The organism is Isoptericola sp. NPDC056618 (assembly GCF_042792715.1).
Taxonomy (GTDB): Bacteria; Actinomycetota; Actinomycetes; order Actinomycetales; family Cellulomonadaceae; genus Isoptericola; species Isoptericola nanjingensis.
In genome coordinates this window covers 510,253-531,547 of sequence record NZ_JBHTVZ010000001.1, presented here as the reverse complement: position 1 = coordinate 531,547, position 21,295 = coordinate 510,253, and the positions used below count along the sequence as shown (strand labels likewise).

At 74.4% G+C, this 21,295-nt stretch carries 20 protein-coding genes and 1 riboswitch; of the genes, 11 read left to right on the top strand and 9 right to left on the bottom strand.

The window, feature by feature from the left end:
* Nucleotides 1–39: 39 nt before the first annotated feature.
* Both ACFQ8T_RS02460 and ACFQ8T_RS02455 read right to left on the bottom strand, forming a co-directional pair.
* Nucleotides 40–678 (bottom strand): MarC family protein, encoded by a 639-nt coding sequence (locus tag ACFQ8T_RS02460; protein WP_429728043.1) that lies wholly within the window; start codon nt 676–678, stop codon nt 40–42.
* A complete protein-coding gene (locus ACFQ8T_RS02455; protein WP_430544969.1) occupies nt 675–1,538 on the bottom strand; it encodes a PHP domain-containing protein in 864 nt (287 codons plus the stop codon). Before ACFQ8T_RS02455 ends, ACFQ8T_RS02460 begins: the two co-directional genes overlap by 4 nt.
* Nucleotides 1,539–1,712: 174 nt before the next feature.
* Between ACFQ8T_RS02455 and ACFQ8T_RS02450 the strand changes: the two genes are divergently transcribed.
* The 3 genes from ACFQ8T_RS02450 (at nt 1,713) to ACFQ8T_RS02440 (ending at nt 5,273) form a co-directional block, all read left to right on the top strand.
* Nucleotides 1,713–2,567, top strand: a complete 855-nt coding sequence (locus ACFQ8T_RS02450) for an alpha/beta fold hydrolase (protein ID WP_430544968.1) — start codon at nt 1,713–1,715, stop codon at nt 2,565–2,567.
* 58 nt (nt 2,568–2,625) lie between these two features.
* Nucleotides 2,626–4,185 carry an aminopeptidase P family protein gene (locus tag ACFQ8T_RS02445; RefSeq protein ID WP_430544967.1) on the top strand — a complete coding sequence of 520 codons (1,560 nt, stop codon included), beginning with the start codon at nt 2,626–2,628 and terminating at the stop codon, nt 4,183–4,185.
* Between the two features lie 689 nt (nt 4,186–4,874).
* The gene (locus ACFQ8T_RS02440) at nt 4,875–5,273 is read left to right on the top strand and encodes a hypothetical protein (RefSeq protein WP_430544966.1); all 399 of its coding nucleotides are present in this window, start codon (nt 4,875–4,877) and stop codon (nt 5,271–5,273) included.
* Nucleotides 5,274–5,365: 92 nt separating this feature from the next.
* On the opposite strand, the gene ACFQ8T_RS02435 is transcribed toward ACFQ8T_RS02440, so the two are convergent.
* Entirely contained in the window at nt 5,366–6,196 is an 831-nt protein-coding gene (locus ACFQ8T_RS02435) for a general stress protein (RefSeq protein ID WP_430544965.1), read from the bottom strand.
* 101 nt (nt 6,197–6,297) lie between these two features.
* Here ACFQ8T_RS02435 and ACFQ8T_RS02430 point away from each other — a divergent pair, with 101 nt between their 5' ends.
* On the top strand, nt 6,298–7,569 hold the full coding sequence (locus tag ACFQ8T_RS02430) for a magnesium transporter MgtE N-terminal domain-containing protein (protein WP_430544964.1): 1,272 nt from the start codon (nt 6,298–6,300) through the stop codon (nt 7,567–7,569).
* Nucleotides 7,562–8,065, top strand: a complete 504-nt coding sequence (locus ACFQ8T_RS02425) for a DUF1003 domain-containing protein (protein WP_430544963.1) — start codon at nt 7,562–7,564, stop codon at nt 8,063–8,065. Before ACFQ8T_RS02430 ends, ACFQ8T_RS02425 begins: the two co-directional genes overlap by 8 nt.
* A gap of 15 nt (nt 8,066–8,080) precedes the next feature.
* Here ACFQ8T_RS02425 and ACFQ8T_RS02420 read toward each other — a convergent pair whose 3' ends face one another.
* A complete protein-coding gene (locus ACFQ8T_RS02420; RefSeq protein ID WP_430544962.1) occupies nt 8,081–8,878 on the bottom strand; it encodes a maleylpyruvate isomerase family mycothiol-dependent enzyme in 798 nt (265 codons plus the stop codon).
* Nucleotides 8,879–8,988: 110 nt separating this feature from the next.
* On the opposite strand from ACFQ8T_RS02420, the gene ACFQ8T_RS02415 reads away from it, so the two are divergent.
* From ACFQ8T_RS02415 to ACFQ8T_RS02400, 4 genes are all read left to right on the top strand, one after another.
* A complete protein-coding gene (locus tag ACFQ8T_RS02415) occupies nt 8,989–9,585 on the top strand; it encodes an AAA family ATPase (protein WP_430544961.1) in 597 nt (198 codons plus the stop codon).
* Nucleotides 9,586–9,594: 9 nt separating this feature from the next.
* The gene (locus ACFQ8T_RS02410) at nt 9,595–10,749 is read left to right on the top strand and encodes a P-loop NTPase (RefSeq protein ID WP_430544960.1); all 1,155 of its coding nucleotides are present in this window, start codon (nt 9,595–9,597) and stop codon (nt 10,747–10,749) included.
* 74 nt (nt 10,750–10,823) lie between these two features.
* Complete coding sequence (gene galK, locus ACFQ8T_RS02405) at nt 10,824–12,062, top strand: galactokinase (RefSeq protein WP_430544959.1); 1,239 nt, start codon at nt 10,824–10,826, stop codon at nt 12,060–12,062.
* A 125-nt stretch (nt 12,063–12,187) separates the two neighbouring features.
* Nucleotides 12,188–13,483, top strand: coding sequence for an alkaline phosphatase (locus ACFQ8T_RS02400; RefSeq protein WP_430544958.1), 1,296 nt, complete (start codon nt 12,188–12,190; stop codon nt 13,481–13,483).
* Between the two features lie 87 nt (nt 13,484–13,570).
* On the opposite strand, the gene ACFQ8T_RS02395 is transcribed toward ACFQ8T_RS02400, so the two are convergent.
* The gene (locus ACFQ8T_RS02395) at nt 13,571–14,392 is read right to left on the bottom strand and encodes an exodeoxyribonuclease III (protein ID WP_430544957.1); all 822 of its coding nucleotides are present in this window, start codon (nt 14,390–14,392) and stop codon (nt 13,571–13,573) included.
* A 97-nt stretch (nt 14,393–14,489) separates the two neighbouring features.
* A complete protein-coding gene (locus tag ACFQ8T_RS02390) occupies nt 14,490–14,972 on the bottom strand; it encodes a VOC family protein (RefSeq protein WP_430544956.1) in 483 nt (160 codons plus the stop codon).
* 124 nt (nt 14,973–15,096) lie between these two features.
* Here ACFQ8T_RS02390 and wecB point away from each other — a divergent pair, with 124 nt between their 5' ends.
* Nucleotides 15,097–16,515: a non-hydrolyzing UDP-N-acetylglucosamine 2-epimerase gene (wecB, locus tag ACFQ8T_RS02385; RefSeq protein WP_430544955.1), complete on the top strand. Its 1,419-nt coding sequence runs from the start codon at nt 15,097–15,099 to the stop codon at nt 16,513–16,515.
* Nucleotides 16,512–17,933 carry a glycosyltransferase family 2 protein gene (locus ACFQ8T_RS02380; RefSeq protein WP_430544954.1) on the top strand — a complete coding sequence of 474 codons (1,422 nt, stop codon included), beginning with the start codon at nt 16,512–16,514 and terminating at the stop codon, nt 17,931–17,933. The genes wecB and ACFQ8T_RS02380 overlap by 4 nt, the downstream gene beginning before the upstream one ends.
* 15 nt (nt 17,934–17,948) lie before the next feature.
* On the opposite strand, the gene ACFQ8T_RS02375 is transcribed toward ACFQ8T_RS02380, so the two are convergent.
* From ACFQ8T_RS02375 to glyA, 3 genes are all read right to left on the bottom strand, one after another.
* The gene (locus tag ACFQ8T_RS02375; RefSeq protein WP_430544953.1) at nt 17,949–18,812 is read right to left on the bottom strand and encodes a polyphosphate kinase 2 family protein; all 864 of its coding nucleotides are present in this window, start codon (nt 18,810–18,812) and stop codon (nt 17,949–17,951) included.
* Between the two features lie 78 nt (nt 18,813–18,890).
* Nucleotides 18,891–19,772, bottom strand: a complete 882-nt coding sequence (locus tag ACFQ8T_RS02370; protein WP_430544952.1) for a bifunctional methylenetetrahydrofolate dehydrogenase/methenyltetrahydrofolate cyclohydrolase — start codon at nt 19,770–19,772, stop codon at nt 18,891–18,893.
* Nucleotides 19,769–21,052 (bottom strand): serine hydroxymethyltransferase, encoded by a 1,284-nt coding sequence (glyA, locus tag ACFQ8T_RS02365; protein ID WP_430544951.1) that lies wholly within the window; start codon nt 21,050–21,052, stop codon nt 19,769–19,771. The genes ACFQ8T_RS02370 and glyA overlap by 4 nt, the downstream gene beginning before the upstream one ends.
* 40 nt (nt 21,053–21,092) lie before the next feature.
* A riboswitch (ZMP/ZTP riboswitch) is annotated at nt 21,093–21,180 on the bottom strand.
* Nucleotides 21,181–21,295 lie beyond the last annotated feature (115 nt).

Below are 21,295 nucleotides of genomic sequence, written 5' to 3'. Positions count from 1 at the left end.
GTGGTGGCGGGGTCCCGGCAGCCGGCCGTACCCCGGGCGCTACTGCGCCATCTTGACGAACTCGGTGACCGCCGTGGCGATCTGCTGCACCGCGATCGCGGCGAGCAGCAGGCCCGCGATGCGGGTCACCAGCGTGACGCCCGACTCCCGCAGCACCCGGTGGATGACGTTCGCGAACCGCATCGACAGGTACAGGCACACGTGCACCAGCACGATCGCCACCGCGATGGCGATCAGCTGAGGAGCACCGCCGTCGTCCGACACCCGGGTCTGCTGGACGAACACCATCGTCGCGACGATCGCGCCCGGCCCCGCCAGCAGCGGCGTGCCCAACGGCACGAGCGCCACGTTGACGCCCTTGTTGCCCGACGGCGACGGCTCCTCCATCTTGCCCGTGAGCAGCTCCATCGCGATGAGGAGCAGCAGCAGCCCGCCGGAGGCCTGGAGCGCCGGCAGCGTGATGCCCATGTAGTGCAGCACCTGCTGGCCGAACAGGGCGAAGACCACGATGACGCCGAACGCGACGAGGATCGCCTGCCGCGCGGCGCGGTTGCGCTGCTTGGCCCCCATCGCCGACGTCAGGCCCAGGAACACGGGCACCGTGCCGGGCGGGTCCATGATGACGAACAGGGTGACGAACACCTCGGTGAACAGCGCGGTGTCCAGCACCGCGCTCACGGGCGGATCACGTCCAGCAGACCTCTTTCCTCGATCCGAGCGAGCACCTCGGGAGCGGTCGTGCGCTCCCCGATGCGGTTGAGCTTCCCCGTGCCGTGGTAGTCGCTGGAGCCAGTGACGAGCAGCCCCAGCTCCCCCGCCAGGCCGCGCAGCCGGTCGCGGGTGGCCGCGTCGTGGTCGCGGTGGTCCACCTCGAGCCCGGCGAGGCCCGCCGCGGCGAGCGATGCGATCGTCTCCTCGCTCACCGTGCGACCGCGCGCCCCGGCGCCCGGGTGCGCCATCACGGGCACGCCGCCCGCGCCGAGCACCGCCCGCACCGCGGCGTCCGTGTCCGGGGCGTAGTGCGGCACGTAGTAGCGCGCGCCCGGGTGCAGCATCGTGGCGAACGCCTCGTCCCGCGACGCCACGACGCCCGCCGCGACCAGCGCGTCCGCGAGGTGCGGGCGGCCCACCGTCGCGTCGTCGCCCGTCTGCGCGACGACGTCGTCCCACGTCAGCGGGAAGTCCTCCGCGAGGCGCTCGGTCATGCGCCGGGCCCGCGTGAGGCGGTCGTCGCGGGTGCGGTCGCACTCGGCCAGCAGGACGGCGTCCTCCGGGTCGTGCAGGTAGGACAGCAGGTGCACGCTGATGCTGCCGCCCTCGGTCGTGACACGCGTGGAGATCTCGGTGCCCCGCACCAACGCCACGCCGGTCGTCACGACGGCGTCCGCGGCCTCGGCCCAGCCGGCGGTGGTGTCGTGGTCGGTGAGGGCGACGACGTCCAGCCCGGCACCGGCCGCCGCCTCGAGCACGCCGCGCGGAGAGTCCGTGCCGTCGGAGGCCCGCGAGTGGGTGTGGAGGTCGATCCGGGGCGGCGTCACGATCACCGATTCTAGGGAGCGCCGCGGGCCCGCACGCCCGAAACGGCCTCCGCGCGGTGCGACGTCGGACACTCCCGCCGCACCGGCCCCGTGAAGGAATGGGCACAACCTCTCCACCCCGCCCGCCGCCGCCTCCCCCCACACGCCCCGACCGGCAGGGCACCATCGTTCGCGATGAACCTCCTCAGCGCCGACGCCACCCCCGCCCCCGCCGTGCCCGCCGCGCTCGGCACCGCCCTCGGCGCCGACCCCGCACCGCAGCGGGCCGGGATCGTCTTCGTGCACGGGATGCGCACGTCGTCGGCCATCTGGGAGCGGCAGGTGGAGCACGTGCGCGACGCCGGGCACGACGCCGTCGCCGTCGACCTGCCCGCGCACGGCGCCCTGCACCGCGAGCGGTTCTCCATGCCCCGCGCGTTCGAGGTGCTCGACGAGGCGGCCGGGTCGTTCGGCGCCGGCCGGCCCGTCGTGGTGGTGGGGCTCTCGCTCGGGGGGTACACGTCGCTCGCATGGGCAGCACACCAGGCGACGGCCGCCGCCGGGTCGCCGCTCGCCGGCGTCGTCGCGGCGGGCTGCTCGTCCGACCCCAAGGGCAAGCCCGTGGCGCTGTTCCGCGACGTCGCGCACCTCGCCGTCACCGGCACGACGGCGGTGCGCCGCGGCCTGCGCGACGCCGGCGTCGCCTGGCGCTCGGCGATCACCGGCGGACGGTCGCGCGCGGGCGGGCTCGAGGTCGCGGCGCTCCTGGGCGACGCCGTCCCGCGGCCGGGCTGGGACATCGTCACCGACGCGCTCACGCACCTCGCCGGCCGCTCGTCGGTGGCCAGCACGCGGGCCCTGCGCGTGCCCGTGTGGTTCGTCAACGGCGCGCGGGACCGGATGCGGCTCGAGGAGTCGCGGCACGTGGCGGCCGCCGAGCGCGGCGCGCTCGTCGTGGTCCCGGACGCCGGCCACGACGTCAACTCCGACGCCCCCGCCGCCTTCAACCAGGTGCTCACGCGGGCGCTGCACGACTTCGCACGCGCCTGACCGACCCCGTCTGCGACGGCCGGCCCGGGCCCTCCGCGCGGGTGGGACACTGGGGACCATGACCGACACCACCCCCGTCGACGAGACCTCGCCCACCGCCCCCGCGAGCAGCGAGGACCGCGGCAGCAACCGTTCCCAGCGCCCCGTCTCGGAGGCGTTCAAGTCGTTCATCACCTCGCAGTGGGGCGAGCGCGCCGACCTCGGCGTCGAGCCCGGCGAGGCCGTGCCGTACACGGCCGAGCGCCGCGCGACGCTGTCCGCCCGCTTCCCGGGCGCCCGCCTCGTGGTCCCCGCCGGGCCGCTCAAGGTGCGCTCCAACGACACCGACTACCGGTTCCGCCCGCACTCCGCGTTCGCGCACCTCACCGGCCTCGGCACCGACCAGGAGCCCGACGCCGTGCTCGTGCTCCACCCCGTGGCCGACGGCGAGGGCGACCCCGACGGCAGCGGCAACGGCACCCACCACCACGCCGTGCTGTACGTGCGCCCGCTCGCGGCCCGCGACACCGAGGAGTTCTACGCCGACTCCCGCTACGGCGAGTTCTGGGTGGGCGCGCGGCCGTCGCTCGACGACGTCACGACGCTCACCGGCGTCGAGGCCCGCCACGTCGACGAGCTGCGCGACGCGCTGGCCAAGGACGTCGGCGCCGACGGCGTGCGCGTGCTGGTCGTGACCGGTGCGGACGAGAACATCGAGACGCTCGTCGAGGCCATCCGCGAGGAGGCCGGGGTCGAGGCGGGGGCGGACGACGAGTCCCTCGTCGAGGCCACGTCGGAGATCCGCCTGGTGAAGGACGCGCTCGAGCTGGAGCACCTGCGCGAGGCCGTGGCCCGCACCATCGAGGGCTTCGAGCAGGTCGTGCCGGCGCTGCCCAAGGCCGTCGCGCACCGCCGCGGCGAGCGCGTCATCGAGACGACGTTCGACGCGCACGCCCGCCTCGAGGGCAACACCGTCGGCTACGAGACCATCGCCGCCGCCGGCGAGCACGCCACCACGCTGCACTGGATCACCAACGACGGCGTGGTCCGCACCGGCGACCTCGTGCTGCTCGACGCCGGCGTCGAGGTCGACTCCCTCTACACCGCCGACATCACGCGCACCCTGCCCGTGGACGGCGAGTTCACCGACGTGCAGCGCCGCATCTACACCGCGGTGCTCGACGCCGCCGACGCCGCGTTCGCCGTCGCGAAGCCCGGCACGAAGTTCCGCGACATCCACGCCGCCGCGATGGAGGTCATCGCCGCCCGCCTCGAGGAGTGGGGCCTGCTGCCCGACGGCGTCACCGCCGAGGTGTCCCTCTCCGCCGAGGGCCAGCAGCACCGCCGCTGGATGGTGCACGGCACCAGCCACCACCTCGGCCTGGACGTGCACGACTGCGCGCAGGCGCGCCGCGAGCTCTACCTGGACGGCGTGCTCGAGCCCGGCATGGTCTTCACCATCGAGCCGGGGCTGTACTTCAAGGCCGACGACCTCGCCGTGCCCGAGGAGTACCGCGGCATCGGCGTGCGCATCGAGGACGACGTGCTGGTCACCGCCGACGGCAACGAGAACCTGTCCGCCGCCCTCCCCCGCCGTCCCGAGGACGTCGAGGCCTGGATGGCGCGCCTGCGCGGCTGATCCCGCTCGTCCGTTCGGCACTGCGTGGATCTCTTCGGCACGTGAGCATGCCGAAGAGATCCACCTGCTGCCGAACAGACGACGCCCGTCCACAGGCCGCCGCCGGAAGGCGGGACGCTGCGGCACGCTCGTCCGCATGATCGACGACGAGCCGGTGATTCTCGCAGGCGAGCTCCAGCGCCACGTGCTGGATCAGGCGCGGCGCGCCGGTGAGCTCGAGCGGCTGCGTCGCGGCGCATACCGAACGGTCGAGAAGCCCCGCGACGAGCACCGGTTCCAGACGGCACGACGGCGTGCCCGTGCGCTCGCCGCGGCCGCTCACCGCCAGCTCGACGCGGACCACGTCTTCAGCCACGAGACCGCTGCCGTGCTCCACGGTCTCCGGCTGTGGCGCGTCCCCGCCGTGACGCACGTCGTGCAGGCGTACCGCCGATCAGGGGGCGCCGCGGCGGACCTCGAGCGGCACCTCAGCACCGTGCCCTCCGCACACCGCGTGGACCAGGACGGCCTGCCCGTCACGGCCCTCGCGCGCACGGTGGCGGACTGTGCCCGATCGATGCATCCCCTCGAAGGCCTGGTGATCGCCGACCACGCCCTCGCACGGGGCGTCGACCTCGACGAGTGCCGTGCCGCGCTCGGGGTCACGCGCCGGCGCAACGGCACCCGCCGGGCGAGGTGGGTCCTGGACCATGCGGACGCCGGCGCCGACTCCGCCTGGGAGACCTGGCTCCGGTACGTGGCGCTCCGGTCACGGCCTGCCCCGCCCGATCACGCAGGCGCCGATCACCACCGCACGCGGCGTCTTCCACTGCGACCTCGGCTGGCCGGACTGGTCCGTGTACGCGGAGTTCGACGGACTGGTGAAGTACCGCGACGGCGGCGTGCGGCCCGGCCACCACGCCGCCCAGGAGCTCCTGCGGGAGAAGGAGCGCTTCGATGCCATCCGTGCGACCGGCGTCAACCCCGTCCGGGTGACCGCCGTCGGGAGCTCCCGCGTCGGTGAGCTCACGCGAGCACTGACCGCGCGCTTCCCGGAGGCGCTCCGACGGACGCTGCGGCAGCATCCGCTGCTGCCGCCGCCCCCGTGAGCGCGGATCTGTTCGGCACCGCGTTGATCTCTTCGGCAGGCCGACGTGCCGACCAGATCAAGGCGCTGCCGAACAGATCCGGGCAGGGCGTTTCAGGGCTGCGGCGGGCGGTACGGGTCGTCGTGCTCCGGCGCCTTCGGCTGCTCCGGGTCGCCCTCCTGCGGCTGCCGGGGCTCCGGCTGGTGGGTGCCTGGTGGGGGGCCCTGCGGCTCCGGTTCCTGCGGAGCAGGGCTCTGGGGCGCGGGGCTCTGGGGCTCCGGCGAGGGGCCCTGCTCCCCGGCGGGCCGCATCGCGCCGTACCGCGGGGCCCCGCTGGGGGTGGTCCAGCGGGGATCGGGCGTGCGCGGCGCGGCGGGAGCCACGGGCGCGGCCGGCGCGCCGACGGCGGGCGACCCCACCGGCGGGGTGGCGGTGGCCGCACCACGACGCGCCTTGCCGAGCCCGCCGGGGGACTCCCGGAGCATGGACCGGGCCTCGCCGGCCTGCTCGGCGGCGCAGAGGATGGCGTAGGTCGACGCGACGATCTGCGACGACGAGGTGAAGTCGCGACGCCCGCCGGTCAGCGCGTAGGACAGCACCGAGAACAGCAGGCCGAAGCCGGCACCCAGGCCGATGCCGACGAGCAGCACGCCGCCCATGCCGGCGCCGCCGAAGAGGCTGAGCAGCAGGCCGACGAAGAAGCCGAACCACGCACCCGACAGGGCGCCCGCGAGCGCGACCCGACCGTACGAGAGCCGCCCGGTGACGCGCTCGACCATGCGCAGGTCGGTGCCAACGATGGTGACGTGCTCGACGGCGAACTTGTGGTCCGACAGGTAGTCGACGGCCTGCTGGGCCTCGAGGTACGTGTCGTACGCGGCGACCTCGTCGCCCGCCGGGAGGGTCGGGACGCGGGGCACGGCGTTCGGGCGGCTGAAGCTCATTCGCCCAGTCTGGCCCAGTCGCGGGCCCTGCACCACCACACCACCCGCGCCGCACGCCCGCTACCAGGACCGACGGGCCCGCCCCGCGTAGGCTGACCGACGTGAGCGCGGCAACCAGGGTCTTCATGGCACGCCTCGCCGGCACCCAGGTCTTCGACCCGATCGGTGACGAGGTGGGGCGCGTGCGCGACGCCGTCGTGCTGGTCCGCGCCAAGGGCGCGCCCCGCGCGGTGGGGCTGGTCGTCGAGGTCCCCGGCCGGCGACGCGTCTTCCTCCCGCTGACGCGGGTCACCGCGATCGACGCGGGCCAGGTGATCTCCACCGGCCTGCTCAACATGCGCCGGTTCGAGCAGCGCGCCATGGAGTCGCTGGTGCTGGGCGAGCTGCTGGACCGCACCGTGCGTTTCACGGACGGCTCCGGCGAGGCCACGGTCGAGGACCTGTCCATCACGCGCCAGCGCACGGGCGACTGGCTGGTGGACCAGCTCTTCGTGCGCCGCAAGCAGCCCGCCCGCGGGCTGTCGCTGCGCCGGCGCGGGGAGACGCTCGTCGTCCCGGTGGGCGCCGTCACCGGGCTGGCCGGCTCCACCGAGGAGCAGGGGGCCACGAAGCTGCTGGAGGCGTACGAGGACCTCCGCCCGGCGGACCTGGCGGACGTGCTGCACGAGCTGGGCGACACCCGGCGCCTCGAGGTGGCGAGCGCGCTCGACGACGAGCGTCTGGCCGACGTGCTCGAGGAGCTGCCGGAGGACGACCAGGTCGCCATCGTGTCCCGCCTGGACTCCGACCGAGCCGCGGACGTCCTCGAGGCCATGCAGCCCGACGACGCCGCCGACCTGCTCAACGAGCTGCCCGACGAGCAGGCCGCCCGCCTCCTGGAGCTCATGGAGCCGGAGGAGGCGAAGGACGTGCGTCGCCTGCTGTCCTACGACGAGGACACGGCCGGCGGCCTCATGACCACCGAGCCGGTGATCCTCGGCCCGGAGACGTCGATCGCGACCGCGCTGGCGCAGATCCGCAAGCAGGACCTGCCGCCGGCGCTGGCGTCGATGGTGTTCGTGGTGCGGCCGCCGCTGGAGACGCCCACGGGACGCTTCCTCGGCGTCGCGCACTTCCAGCGGCTCCTGCGCGAGCCCCCGCACGCGTCGGTCGGGTCGGTGCTGGACACGGACACGGAGTGGCTCACGCCGGACGCCCCGGTGGGCCGGGTGACCCGCCTGCTCGCGGCCTACGACCTGCTCGCGCTGCCCGTCCTCGACAGCGAGAAGCGGCTGCTGGGCGCGGTCTCCGTGGACGACGTGCTCGACCACATCCTCCCGGACGACTGGCGCGAGCACGTCGACGAGAACCTCGAGGAGGTGCCGCGTGGCTGACCGCCTCGACCAGCCGAAGGAGGCCCGCCGCACCCTCATCCCCCGGCCGCAGATGGACCAGGACGCGGTGGGCCGCGCCACGGAGGGCATCGCCCGCTTCCTGGGCACGCCGCGCTTCCTCATCTATCTGACGGTGTTCTGCGCGCTGTGGCTGGCGTGGAACTCCTGGGGCCCGGAGTCGCTGCGGTTCGACTCCGCGTCGAACGGCTTCACCGCGCTGACCCTCATGCTGTCGCTGCAGGCGAGCTACGCCGCGCCGCTCATCCTGCTCGCGCAGAACCGGCAGGACGACCGCGACCGCGTCACCGCGGAGCAGGACCGGCAGCGCGCGGAGCGCAACCTCGCCGACACGGAGTACCTGGCCCGGGAGATGGCGGCGCTGCGGATCGCGCTGGGCGAGGTCGCGACACGCGACTTCGTCCGCTCCGAGATCCGGAACCTGCTCGAGGAGCTCGACGAGAAGGAGCCGGGACGCGGCAGGGACGCCTCGTCCTGACGCGGGGCGACGCCCTCACTGCATGGCGTCGACGGCGGCGGCGCGGAGCGCCTCGACGGCCGCGGCGTCGCCGGTGACCCGGAGCGACTCGGCCGTGCCTCGCCCCCACAGCCACAGGTCGAGGTCGGCGGCGGTGCCCGCGACGACGGCCGCGGGCTCGCCGTCCGGGTGGACCAGGCGCCCGCCGGGCACGTCGTACTCCCGCCCGGACTCCGGCCCGGTCCCCCGCACGCGCCCGAGCTCCACGTCCCAGCGACGGGGTGCCTCGCCCGGGGCGTCCACGACGACGGCGACGACGCCGCCCGCCGGCGTGAACGTCGTCCAGTCCGGATGGCCGCCGAGCAGGACGTCGAGCACCTCGTCCACGCCGTCGGCCGCGATCTCGGGATCGAGCGGCGTGACCCCGCGGCCCGCCGCCTGCTCGGCGTCGACGCGGTGCACGAGAGCCTCGTGCAGCTGGCGGCGGGTCACCCACCCGACGGTGTGACCGTCGGGGTGCCAGGACCAGCACGGCTCGCGCGGGTCGCGGCCCGCGAGCGCCGCGACGAGGTGTGCCGCCGCGTCGTGCAGCAGCGCGGCGAGGGCGGCGTCGCCGGCGGGCCGCTCGGGCGGGACGACGTCGCCGGCCGGCAGGCCGGTCCCCGGTTCGCGGCCCACCACGGACGCCCAGAAGGACTGCACCGACGCGACATGGAAGCCGAGGTCGTCGGCGGTCCACCCCGGACAGGCCGGCACCTCGGCGTCGGCGGGGGCGGCATGCACGGCCGCCACGAGCAGAACCGAGTCCCGGGCCAGGGAGGCGATCGCATCCATGCAGGTCAACGTAGCCCCGGGCACCCCGCGCCGCGCGGCGCCGTGCCGTCCGCACGGCCCGGTATCCTCCCGTTCGCGGGGCTCGGACAGCGGCCGGAGGAGGCGACGGGGTGGCGCGACAGGTGGTGCTGGTCAACGGGCTGCCCGGGTCGGGCAAGACGGCGCTGGCGGGCCCGCTCGCCGCGCGCCTCGGCGCGCCGTGGCTGAGCAAGGACGCCGTCAAGGAGGCCCTGGCCGACGCGGTGGGGCCGGGCGCGCGGTCCCTGGCCGGGGCCTCCTCCGTCGTCGGGGCATCCGTCGTCGGGGCGGCGGCGATGGAGGCGGTGTGGCGCCTGGCCGCGGCGCCGCTGCCGCGCGTCGTCGTCGAGTCGTGGTGGTTCCGGCCGCGCGACCTGGACCACGCGCTGCGCGGGCTCGCGACCGCGGGCGCGGACGCCGTCGTCGAGGTGTGGTGCGACGTGCCGCCCGGCGTCGCGCGCGGACGCTACGAGTCCCGCCCGGACCGCCACCCGGTGCACGCCGACGACCGGGACCTGACGGCCGAGTGGGCGGCCTGGTCCGCCGGGGCCGCGCCCCTCGCGCTCGGCCCGGTGGTGCGGCAGGACACGACCCGCCCGGTGGACGTCGGCGCGCTGGCCCTCCGGGTCACGACGGCGCTGTCCGGCCGTGACCGACGACGCACCGGCGCCGCCGCCCGCCACGCCTAGGATCGAGGCATGACCACCGGCTCCCCCGACGGCCTCGCACCGCTGACCGACCGCGTCCGCACCGCCCTGACGTCGGTGGTCGACCCGGAGATCCGCCGGCCCATCACGGACCTGGGCATGGTCCGCTCGGTGGACGTGCACGACGACGGCCGCGTCACGGTGGGCGTGGACCTCACGGTGGCCGGCTGCCCCATGAAGGGCACGCTGGTGCGCGACGTCACCGCCGCGGTCGAGGCGCTCGAGGACGTGACCGGCGTGGACGTGCAGCTCGGCGTCATGACCCCGGAGCAGCGGCAGTCGCTGCGCTCGCAGCTGCGCGGAGGCGCGGGCGACCCCGTGATCCCGTTCGCCCAGCCCGGCTCGCTCACCAAGGTGTACGCGATCGCGTCCGGCAAGGGCGGCGTGGGCAAGTCGAGCGTGACGGCGAACCTCGCGGCCGCGATGGCGGCCGACGGGCTGAACGTCGGCGTCGTGGACGCCGACATCTACGGCTTCTCGATCCCCCGCATGCTCGGCGTGGACCGCCAGCCCACCCGCGTGGACTCGATGCTGCTGCCCCCGATCGAGCACGGCGTGAAGGTCGTGTCGATCGGCATGTTCGTGCCGGAGGGGCAGCCGGTCGTGTGGCGCGGGCCGATGCTGCACCGCGCGCTGGAGCAGTTCCTCGCGGACGTGTTCTGGGGCGACTTGGACGTGCTGCTGCTCGACCTGCCGCCCGGCACCGGCGACATCGCCATCTCGGTGGCGCAGCTGCTGCCCGGCAGCGAGATCGTCGTCGTGACGACGCCGCAGGCCGCTGCGGCGGAGGTCGCGGAGCGCGCCGGGTCGATCGCCACCCAGACGTCGCAGGGCGTCGTCGGCGTGGTGGAGAACATGTCGTGGCTCGAGCAGCCGGACGGGTCGCGGCTCGAGGTGTTCGGCTCCGGCGGCGGCCAGCGGGTCGCGGACCGGCTGGGCGCCACGCTCGGCACGCCGGTGCCGCTGCTGGGCCAGGTGCCGCTCGACGTCGCGGTCCGCGCGGCCGGCGACGAGGGCACGCCCGTGGTGCTCAGCGACCCGGACTCCGCCGGGGCGCGCGTGCTGCGCGACGTCGCCCGCTCCCTGGCCGCCAGGTCCCGCGGCCTCGCGGGCATGCGGCTGAACCTCAGCCCCGTCCAGGGCTGACGCACGGTAGCCTCGCCCGGGCGCCCCGCCGGCGCCACCCCCGGCCCACCCCTGCGAAGGAGCTGTCCCCCGCCATGAGCACGCCCGAGTGGCTCGAGTCCTGGTCCGACGACGAGGGGGCCCGCCGCGTCCGCGACCTGTTCGCCCGGGTCTTCGGCAACGACGGCGCGCCCGACGGCGTCTGGTCCGCCCCGGGCCGGGTCAACCTCATCGGCGAGCACACCGACTACAACGGCGGCCTCGCGCTGCCGACCGCGCTGCCGCACCGCACGTACGTCGCGCTGCGGCACCGGGACGACGACGTCGTGCGCCTCGGCTCGGCGCAGGCGCCCGGCGAGCTCTGGACGACGCGGCTGGCCGACGTCGCGCCGGGCGCGGTGACGGGCTGGGGCGCGTACGTCGCGGGCGTCGCGTGGGCGCTCGCGCAGGACGGCCACCTGGTGCGCGGCTTCGACGCCGTCGTCGACTCGTGCGTGCCGTTCGGCGCGGGGCTGTCGTCGTCGGCCGCGCTGGAGTGCGCCGTCGCCGTGGCCCTCGACGAGACGGGCGAGCTCGGGCTCACGGCGGACGACGCGGGCCGCGCGGCCCTCGTCACGGCCTGCGTGCGCGCGGAGAACGAGATCGCCGGCGCCCCGACGGGCGGCATGGACCAGGCCGCGTCGCTGCGCGCCACCGCGGGGCACGCGCTGCTCGTCGACTCGCGGCCCGGCCTGTCCGCGCTGAAGTCCGGCACGCCCGTGCCGTTCGACCTGGCGGCCGCGGGCCTCACGCTGCTCGTCGTGGACACCCGCGCGGAGCACGCGCTCGTCGACGGCCAGTACGCCGAGCGTCGGGCGACCTGCGAGCGCGCGGCCGTGCTGCTCGGCGTCGGGACGCTGCGTGACGTCGACCCGGCCCGTCTGGACGAGACGCTCGCCGCGCTCGCGCCGCACGACCCCGACGGCGTCCTGGCGCGCCGGGTGCGGCACGTGGTCACCGAGATCGACCGCACGGCGCGGTTCCGCGACCTCGTCGCGGCGGGGCGTGCGGACGAGGTCGGGCCGCTGATGGTCGCGTCCCACGCGTCGCTGCGGGACGACTACGAGGTCTCCGCCCGCGAGCTGGACCTCGTCGTCGACGCCGCGCTGGCCGCGGGCGCGCTCGGCGCGCGCATGACGGGCGGCGGCTTCGGCGGCTCGGCGATCGCGCTGGTGCGCGCGGACGCCGTCGACACGGTCGCCGCGGCCGTGCAGGACGCGTTCGACGCCGCCGGGCTGCGGGAGCCGGGATTCCTCCTCGCGCCGCCGTCGGCGCCGGCGGGCCGCACCGCCTGACCGGGCCGCCTGACCGCGCGCGACCTGCGGCTCCTCCCCCCGGATGCCGGTGACGCGGGCGCCTGCCTACGGTGCGGGGGCGCGGCGGCACGACGTCGCCGGGCTCGATCGTTCGAGGAGGAGCGATGGCAGCACGCACCACGATGCGCCGCGTCGGAGCGGCGGCGCTCACGGCAGTGGTCGCCGCAGGGACGGCCGTCGGCGCGACGGCCGGCGCTGACGACCGCGGGCGCGGCGGGCACGACGGACGGCACGACAGGGACCGGGCGCGGAACGTCATCGTGCTCCAGGGCGACGGCATGGGCCTGGCGGCCCGGGAGCTGATCCGCCTGGCGACCATGGGCAAGGACGGCCACCTCGTCATGGACTCGCTCGACGAGGCCGGCTGGACCGCGACCGACTCCGCCGACCCCGAGGACGCGGTGACCGACTCGGCCGCCGGCGCGACCGCCTTCGCCACCGGGGTGCGGACGTTCAACGGCGCCGTGGGCGTCGACGTCGACGGCAACCCGGTCCCCACCCTGCTCGAGGACGCGAGGCGCGCCGGCAAGGCCACCGGCCTCGTCTCGACGGCGCAGGTCACCGACGCCAGCCCCGCAGCGTTCGGGGCGCACGTCACCGACAGGTACGACCAGAGCGAGATCGCGCGGCAGTACCTGGAGGAGTCCCGCCCCGACGTCCTGCTGGGCGGGGGCGAGGACTTCTGGTACCCCGAGGGCGAGCCCGGGGCGTGGCCCGACAACCCCGCCGAGGACCCGGAGGAGCAGAGCAAGGGCACGAAGGGCAACCTCGTCGAGCGGGCGCAGGAGCTCGGGTACACGTACGTGAGCGACGCCGACGGCCTCGCCGACGCGGACGGCCGCAAGCTGCTCGGACTGTTCGCGAACGAGGAGATGTTCCAGCAGGCGAACGAGGGCGAGGGCGACGTCTACTCCCCCGAGGTGCCGCTGGTCGACATGGCCGCCAAGGCGCTCGACGTGCTCCAGCGCGACCGCGACGGCTTCTTCCTGTTCCTCGAGGAGGAGGCGATCGACGAGTTCGCGCACCAGAGCAACGCGACGCGCACCATCGAGGCGGGCCGGTCCCTCGACGAGACCGTCGCGCTCGCCCTCGACTTCCAGAAGAAGCACCGCGACACGCTGGTGCTCGTCGTCGGCGACCATGCCACGGGCGGTCTCGCGATCGAGAACGTCGACCCCGAGGACGAGTCGGGCGAGGGCGCGACCGCCGAGGACGGCCCCTTCCCGATCCCCGGCACCGACCTGGAGTTCACCGTCGACTGGACCACCGGCGGGCACACCGGCGAGGCCACGCCGATCACGGCGCAGGGGCCGGGCGCCGAGCTCCTGTCCGGGCCGCAGCTCAACACCGACGTGCACGACGCCGTGCAGCGGGCGATGTTCCCCCGCGGCCACCGCTGACCCGTTGTGGGTGGGATCGTGGCCCCCCTCCGGCGTCGAGACGGGCCACCATCCCACCCACGACGACAGGGGTCGGTCGGAGGTCGGTCAGAGGTCGTAGGTGGCGACGACGGCGGCGTGGTCGGACCAGCGCTCCTCGTAGGTCGGGGCGCGGTCGACCTCGACCTTGACGGCGCGCGGGGCCAGCGCGGCGTTGGCGAGCTGGTAGTCGATGCGCCACCCGCGGTCGTTGACGTACGACTGCCCGCGCCACGACCACCAGGTGTAGGGCCCGGGGCCCTCACCCCCGTGCGCGCGGCCGAGGTCGGCCCAGCCGAGCTCGTCGAGCCACCGGTCGACGTACGCCCGCTCCTGCGGCAGGAAGCCCGCGTTCTTGAGGTTGCCCTTCCAGTTCGCGATGTCGACGTTCCGGTGGGCGATGTTGAGGTCGCCGGCGACGACCGCGGGGCGCTCGGCCGCGGCGAGCTCTGCGAGGCGCGCCGTGACCTTGTCGAGGTGCGCGTACTTGGCCGTCATCGTGTGCTCCTTGCCCGGGGTGTTCGTCCCCGAGTGCAGGTAGGCGGAGACGACGGTGAGCAGCCCGCTGTGGGGCAGCTCGACGTCCGCCTCGACCCAGCGGCCCGTGTCCACGGGAGGCTCGGGCTCGCCGTCCGGGCCGTGGGCGGCGAGGCCCATGCGAACCGCGTGCAGCGGCAGCCGGGACGCGACGGCCACGCCCGCGCGGCCCTTGAGGTCGCTCGGCAGGTGCGCGACGTGCCAGCCCTCGAGGTACTCGTGGACGAGCTCGTCGGGGGCCCGCACCTCCTGCAGCAGCAGGATGTCGGGGGTGCGGGCGGCGATCCAGGCGTCCATGTTGCGGCGGAAGGCGGCACGGATGCCGTTGACGTTGGCGGTGGCGACGGTCAGCACGCGGCAATTTGATCACACGACGCCATCGACCTCAGGTCGCGTCCGCAACCTCATCACACCGCGCCGACACCCCCGTGGCCCGCAGGGGTCGGGTGCGTCACTCCCCGCGGTAGGCGGCCTCCAGCCCGGCGACGTCGATCTTGCCCATCTTCAGCATCGCGTTCATGGTGCGCAGGTTCGCCTCCGTCGAGTAGTCGCCGGACAGCTCCTCGAGCTGCTTCGGGATCACCTGCCAGGAGATGCCGAACCTGTCCTTGCACCAGCCGCAGGGCCCGGGCTCGCCGCCGTCGGACGTGAGCACCTCCCAGTACCGGTCCACCTCCTCCTGCGAGTCCACGCGCAGGTAGAAGCTGAACGCCTCGTTCAACGTGAACTCCGGGCCGGCGTTCAGGCCCGTCACAGGAAGCCCGGCTACCGTGAACTCGACGACGAACGGTTCGCCGGCCGCCGCCCCCGGCACCCCCTCGGGCGACGTGAGGACCGACTCCACCGACGACCCCGGGATGTGCTCGGCGTAGAAGGCCGCCGCCTCGTGCGCGCGGTTGTTCCCGAACCACAGGTGCGTGCGTGCGGTCACCATGGCCGCTCCCTCCTGACGGGCACCGTCCCCTCGCGGCCGGTGCAGCACCCTTCCGACCCGCGGGCGATCCGGAACTCATCGGTGCCGGCGCGTACCCGGCATCCCGCTCGACGAAGGTAGAGACATGCCGCTTCCCGTCAGCCCCGAGATCCTGGTCGTGCTGGGCACCCGCCCGGAGGCCATCAAGCTGTTCCCGCTGATCCAGCGCCTGCGGGACCACCCGCGCCTGCGCCCGGTCGTCGTCACGACCGGGCAGCACAAGGAGCTCGTGGACTACGTGCTGCAGGAGGCCCGGTGCGAGATCGCGGGGGACCTCGGCGTGGGCCGCCCGGGGCTGACGCTGAACCAGCTCTCGTCGTCGGTGATCGCCGGGCTGGACGAGTTCGTCGCCGACCGGTACGGACCGCCGCCCGAGCGGATGACCGGGCGCATCCGCGAGGACCACTACCCTGCGGCCTGCATCGTGCACGGCGACACCTCCAGCGCTGCGGCGGCCGCCGTCGCCGCGTTCCACCTGCGCATCCCGGTGGTCCACGTCGAGGCCGGGCTGCGGACCGGCACGACGCTCTCGCCCTTCCCCGAGGAGCTCAACCGCCAGCTCGTCGCACGGATCGCCTCCTTCCACGCTGCCCCCACGCGCAGCAACGTGCAGAACCTCGTGCGCGAGGGCGTCGACATCGGGCGCACGTTCGTCACCGGCAACACCGGGATCGACGCGCTGCAGTGGGCCGCCGCGCGCGAGGTGCCCTACGCGCGGCCCGAGCTGGCGTGGCTGGAGGACGACGCGACGTCGCGCGTCGTCACCGTCACCGCGCACCGCCGCGAGAACTGGGGCGAGGGCATCCGGAGCATCGCGCGGGCGGTGCACCGGCTGGCCGACGCGCACCCGGACGTCCGCTTCGTCGTGCCGGTGCACCCGAACCCCAGGGTCGCGCAGACCGTGCGCGACGAGCTCGGCGACGTCGACGCCGTGACGCTCACCGCGCCGATGGAGTACCACACGTTCGCCCGTCTGCTGGCGCGCTCGACCCTGGTGATCACCGACTCCGGGGGCATCCAGGAGGAGGCGCCGGCGCTCGGCGTCCCGGTGCTCGTCGCCCGCACCACCACCGAACGCACCGAGGGCGTCGAGGCGGGCACCCTCGAGCTCGTCGGCACCGACGCCGACACGATCGTCGACGCCGCCACCCGGGTGCTCACCGACCCCGCGGCGCACGCCGCGTTCTCCCGGCAGCCCAACCCGTACGGGGACGGGCGCGCCGCCGAGCGCATCGTCGACGCCCTGGAGCACCTGGTCTTCAACTCTCCCGTGCCCCACACGTCCGGCCCCGGCTTCGTGCGCGCCCAGGTGCTGGAGTGGGCCGGGTTCCACCGCAGCGACGCCGTCGACGGTCCGGAGTTCGTGCGAGAGCCCAGCCCCGTGGACCGCGTGCCGCAGGACCTCGAGGACGTCGTCATCGCCCCGAGGTCGACGGTCGACCCGTACGACGCACCGCCGCGCACGTCGTCCGGCTCCTCCTCGCCCCACAGGGCCGCCGAGTGACCGGCCTGGCGACGACGGCCGCGACGACCGTGGCCACGACGGCGCCGTGGTGGGACCCGTACCGCGGCATGCCGGTGGGCGTGCAGGTGCTCATGTGGTTCCTGCTCGGCCTGACGCTGGTCACGTTCTGCGTGATCGTCTGGCTCGTCGTCCGCGCGTGGTTCGAGCGCCGGCGCCAGCGCGAGGCCGTCGAGTCCGCGCACGAGGAGGACTACCTGTGGGTCTTCGTCGTGCCCGCGCTCAACGAGGAGGTGACGATCGCCGACAGCGTGGGCCGGCTCGTCGCCGTCGAGGCGACCCACAAGGCGATCGTCGTCATCGACGACGGGTCGGACGACCGCACGCCCGAGGTCCTCGCCGGGCTGCGGGCCCGGGTGCCCGAGCTCCAGGTGCTGCGCCGCGAGCTGCCGGACGCCCGCGTGGGCAAGTCCGCGGGCCTCGACGACGCCTGGGAGTTCGTCCACGACGAGGTCCTCACCGGGCGGTACGCCCGCTGGCCGACGACGCGCGTCGTCGTCGGCGTCGTGGACGCCGACGGGCGCATCCCCGCCGACGCGCCGCGGGCGCTGGCCGGCGCGTTCACCGACGAACGGGTGGGCGGCGTGCAGGCGCTGGTGCGCATCTACAACCGTCGACACTACCTCACCTGGGGCCAGGACGTGGAGTTCGGCGTCATGGCGTACGTCTACCAGCTCGGGCGGTCGACGTGGGGCACGGCGAACATGGGCGGCAACGGGCAGTACGTGCGGCTCGCGGCGCTGGACGACGTCGTCGTCACGGAGAAGCTGCCGCCGGGGATCGAGCGCGGCCCGTGGCGCGACCGCCTCACCGAGGACCAGGACATCGGCGTGCGGCTGATCCGTGCCGGCTGGCGCGGCCGCCAGACGGTCCTGACCACCGTCGACCAGCAGGGCGTGACGAGCATGCGCCGCCTGTTCAAGCAGCGCGTGCGCTGGGCGCAGGGGAACTGGCAGGCGTTCGGCCTGCTGCGGGGCGCGCTGCGGGCGCCGGTGTCGGTCGGGGCCCGCGTCGACCACCTCGCCTACCTGCTGATGCCGCTGCTGCAGCTCCTCATGGGGCTCGGCCTGGTGCTGTCGCTGGTGTTCTGGCTGTTCGGCGACGTCCCGTTCCACTCCGGGTGGTGGCCGTCGCTGGTGTTCTTCGCGACGATCGCCCTGGTGCCGAGCTTCCTGTCCCTGCTCATGACCGACGAGCCGGGGCGCCACCCGTTGCTGCGGGCGGTGTTCGGGCTGATCCCGTACATGCTCTACACGTGGCTGCTGTGGCCGGTCGTCACGGTGGCGCTGGTCCGCGAGCTCGCCGGGCGGCGCACGTGGACCAAGACCGACCGCGAGCCGCTCGACGCCAACCTGCCCGACGACGTCGAGCAGGCGGCCGGGCCGGCCACGGCGGGCTGAGTGTCGGGCTGAGCGTCACGACGCCGCGAGGCGCGCCTTCTCGTGCTCGACGTCGAACGTCGCGGCGGGCCACTGCGGGTCGATGTCCTCGAGCGCGCCCAGCAGCAGCGCCTGCACGGCGAGGCGGGCGTACCACTTGGCGTTCGCGGGGACGACGTACCAGGGCGCGTGGTCGGTGGAGGTGCGCTCGAAGACGGTCTGGAAGGCCTCCATGTAGCGGGGCCACTGCAGGCGCTCGTCGACGTCGCCGGGGTTGTACTTCCAGTGCTTGTCGGGGCGCTCCAGGCGCTCGCCGAGCCGCGCCTTCTGCTCCTCGGGCGAGATGTGCAGCATCACCTTGACGATGCGGGTGCCGCGCGCCGCGAGCTCGGACTCGAACGCGTTGATCGCGCCGTACCGCCGCTCGATCTCCTCCGGGGGCGCGAGCTCGCGCACCCTCCCGATGAGCACGTCCTCGTAGTGCGAGCGGTCGAAGACGCCGATGTAGCCAGCCTCGGGGACCTCCTTCTCGACGCGCCAGAGGAAGTCGTGCGCCAGCTCCTGCGGCGTCGGCTTCTTGAACGCCACGAGGTGCACGCCCTGCGGGTCCGTGGCGCCGATGACGTGCCGCACGATGCCGCCCTTGCCCGCGGAATCCATCGCCTGCAGGACGAGCAGCACCGCTGGCGCGGACGGGTCCTCGCGGCTCTGGGCGTACAGGCGCTCCTGCAGCTCGTCGAGCTCGTGCTCGCCGGCGAGCAGGTCGGCCGCGCCGTCCTTCTTCTTCCCGTCGTACCCGGGCTTCGCGCCCGGGTCGACGTCCGCGAGGCGGAACCCCGGACCTACCCTCAGGAGCTCGCCCGGCTCGCCCGACCACCCACGCTGGCTTCTCGCGACCATGCGCACATCATGGCGGACGCGGCCGGGCCCGTCGCCCCAGAGGGACGACGGGCCCGGGCGTCCGTGCGGAGGTGCGGGTCAGCCCACCTGGCGCTCCGCGGTGTCCACGACGTTCGCCAGCAGCATGGCGCGCGTCATCGGCCCGACGCCGCCCGGGTTCGGCGAGTACCAGGACGCGACCTCGCGCGCGGCCGGGTCGATGTCGCCCACCACGCGCGACTTTCCTGTCTCCGGGTCGGTCTCCCGCGAGACGCCGACGTCGACGAGCACCGCGCCCGGCTTGACCATGTCCGCCGTGACGATCCCCTTGACGCCGGCCGCCGCCACGACGACGTCGGCCCGCTTGACGAGTGCTGGCAGGTCGGTGGTGCCCGTGTGGGTGAGTGTGACCGTCGCGTTGACGGCGCGCCGCGTGAGCAGCAGGCCGATCGAGCGGCCGACGGTCACGCCGCGGCCCACCACGACGACCTCCTTGCCCTGGAGGTCGACGTCGTGCCGCAGCAGCAGGTCGATGATGCCGCGGGGCGTGCAGGGCAGCGGGGAGGTGACCTCCTCGTTGACGCGCAGCACGAGGCGCCCGAGGTTGGTCGGGTGCAGGCCGTCGGCGTCCTTGTCCGGGTCGATCAGCTCGAGCACGCGGTTGGTGTCGACACCCTTCGGCAGCGGGAGCTGCACGATGAACCCGGTGCACGCCGGGTCCTCGTTGAGCCGCCGCACGGCCGCCTCGATCTCGTCCTGCGTGGCGGTGGCGGGAAGGTCCTCGCGGATCGACTCGATGCCGACCTCTGCGCAGTCCCGGTGCTTGCCGGCGACGTACCACTGCGAGCCCGGGTCCTCGCCCACGAGCAGAGTGCCGAGCCCCGGCACGACGCCGCGCTCGCGCAGAGCGGTCACCCGCTCGCGCAGCTCGGCCTTGATCGTGGCCGCGGTGGCCTTGCCGTCCAGGACCTGCGCGGTCACTGGGCCAGCCCGGGGTAGAGCGGGAAGTCGGCCGTGAGCTTCGCGACGCGCGCCGCGAGCGCGTCGACGTCGGCCGAGGCGCCGTCCCGCAGGGCGACGGCGATGATGTCGGCGACCTCGGTGAACTCGGCGTCGCCGAACCCGCGGGTGGCGAGCGCCGGCGTGCCGATGCGCAGGCCGGAGGTGACGCGCGGCGGGCGCGGGTCGAACGGCACGGCGTTGCGGTTCACGGTGATGCCGGCGTCGTGCAGGAGGTCCTCGGCCTGCTGGCCGTCGAGCGAGGAGTTCCGCAGGTCGACGAGCACCAGGTGCACGTCGGTGCCGCCGGTGAGGACGGACACGCCCTGCTCGGCGACGTCCGCCTGCGACAGCCGCTCGGCGATGATCTGCGCGCCGCGCAGCGTGCGCTCCTGGCGGTCCTTGAACTCGTCGGTGCCGGCGACCTTGAACGCCACGGCCTTGGCCGCGATCACGTGCATGAGCGGGCCGCCCTGCTGGCCCGGGAACACCGCCGAGTTGATCTTCTTGGCGTGCTCCTCCTTGCTCAGGATGAAGCCGGACCGGGGCCCGCCGATGGTCTTGTGCACCGTGGAGGACACGACGTCGGCGTGCGGCACGGGGCTCGGGTGCAGGCCCGCGGCCACGAGGCCGGCGAAGTGCGCCATGTCGACCCAGAGCTTGGCGCCGACCTCGTCCGCGACGTCGCGGAACGCCGCGAAGTCGAGGTGGCGGGGGTAGGCGGACCAGCCGGCGATGATGACGTCCGGGCGGTGCTCGAGGGCGCGCTTGCGGACCTCGTCCATCTCGATCCGGTACGACTGCGGGTCCACGCCGTAGGCGCCGACGTCGTAGAGCTTGCCGGAGAAGTTGATCTTCATGCCGTGCGTGAGGTGGCCGCCGTGGGCCAGCTCGAGGCCGAGGATCTTGTCGCCCGCGTTGATGAGGGCGTGCAGCACGGCCGCGTTGGCCTGCGCGCCGGAGTGCGGCTGCACGTTGGCGGCCTCGGCGCCGAACAGGTCCTTGGCTCGGGCGATCGCGAGGTTCTCCGCGATGTCGACCTGCTCGCAGCCGCCGTAGTAGCGGCGGCCCGGGTAGCCCTCGGCGTACTTGTTGGTCAGGACGCTGCCCTGCGCCTGCAGGACGGCGCGCGGCACGAAGTTCTCGCTCGCGATCATCTCGAGGGTGTCGCGCTGACGGGTCAGCTCGCCCTCGAGGACGGCGGCGATCTCGGGGTCGAGCTCCGCCAGGGGGGCGTTGAACGTGGGATCGGGAGTGCTCATCAGGCGTTCTCCAGCTGTGTCGGACGGACGTGTCGGACGACGACCGGGCCCAGGCGAACGACCCGTCGTCTGCACAGCGCGTCGCTCCCCGGTGGTGATCCACCTGTACGCCAGTCGCGACCCTCGCGATCCTAGCCGATCGACCCGCCCCGGGTCCCGGGCGACCACGGCGTCGCGCCTCCCTCGCCGAGCCCGTGCTCGCCCGCGACCCCGAGGATTCTCGCGACTCCGTCTTCATCGTTG

What these genes read in the sequence shown, in the direction of transcription:
- ACFQ8T_RS02450 (WP_430544968.1), top strand. Translation starts at nt 1,713, where the DNA reads ATGAACCTCCTCAGCGCCGACGCCACCCCCGCCCCCGCCGTGCCCGCC.
- ACFQ8T_RS02445 (WP_430544967.1), top strand. Translation starts at nt 2,626, where the DNA reads ATGACCGACACCACCCCCGTCGACGAGACCTCGCCCACCGCCCCCGCG.
- ACFQ8T_RS02440 (WP_430544966.1), top strand. Translation starts at nt 4,875, where the DNA reads ATGCGGACGCCGGCGCCGACTCCGCCTGGGAGACCTGGCTCCGGTACG.
- ACFQ8T_RS02435 (WP_430544965.1), bottom strand. Translation starts at nt 6,196, where the DNA reads ATGAGCTTCAGCCGCCCGAACGCCGTGCCCCGCGTCCCGACCCTCCCG.
- ACFQ8T_RS02420 (WP_430544962.1), bottom strand. Translation starts at nt 8,878, where the DNA reads ATGGATGCGATCGCCTCCCTGGCCCGGGACTCGGTTCTGCTCGTGGCG.
- ACFQ8T_RS02410 (WP_430544960.1), top strand. Translation starts at nt 9,595, where the DNA reads ATGACCACCGGCTCCCCCGACGGCCTCGCACCGCTGACCGACCGCGTC.
- galK (WP_430544959.1), top strand. Translation starts at nt 10,824, where the DNA reads ATGAGCACGCCCGAGTGGCTCGAGTCCTGGTCCGACGACGAGGGGGCC.
- ACFQ8T_RS02400 (WP_430544958.1), top strand. Translation starts at nt 12,188, where the DNA reads ATGGCAGCACGCACCACGATGCGCCGCGTCGGAGCGGCGGCGCTCACG.
- ACFQ8T_RS02390 (WP_430544956.1), bottom strand. Translation starts at nt 14,972, where the DNA reads ATGGTGACCGCACGCACGCACCTGTGGTTCGGGAACAACCGCGCGCAC.
- wecB (WP_430544955.1), top strand. Translation starts at nt 15,097, where the DNA reads ATGCCGCTTCCCGTCAGCCCCGAGATCCTGGTCGTGCTGGGCACCCGC.
- ACFQ8T_RS02375 (WP_430544953.1), bottom strand. Translation starts at nt 18,812, where the DNA reads ATGGTCGCGAGAAGCCAGCGTGGGTGGTCGGGCGAGCCGGGCGAGCTC.
- glyA (WP_430544951.1), bottom strand. Translation starts at nt 21,052, where the DNA reads ATGAGCACTCCCGATCCCACGTTCAACGCCCCCCTGGCGGAGCTCGAC.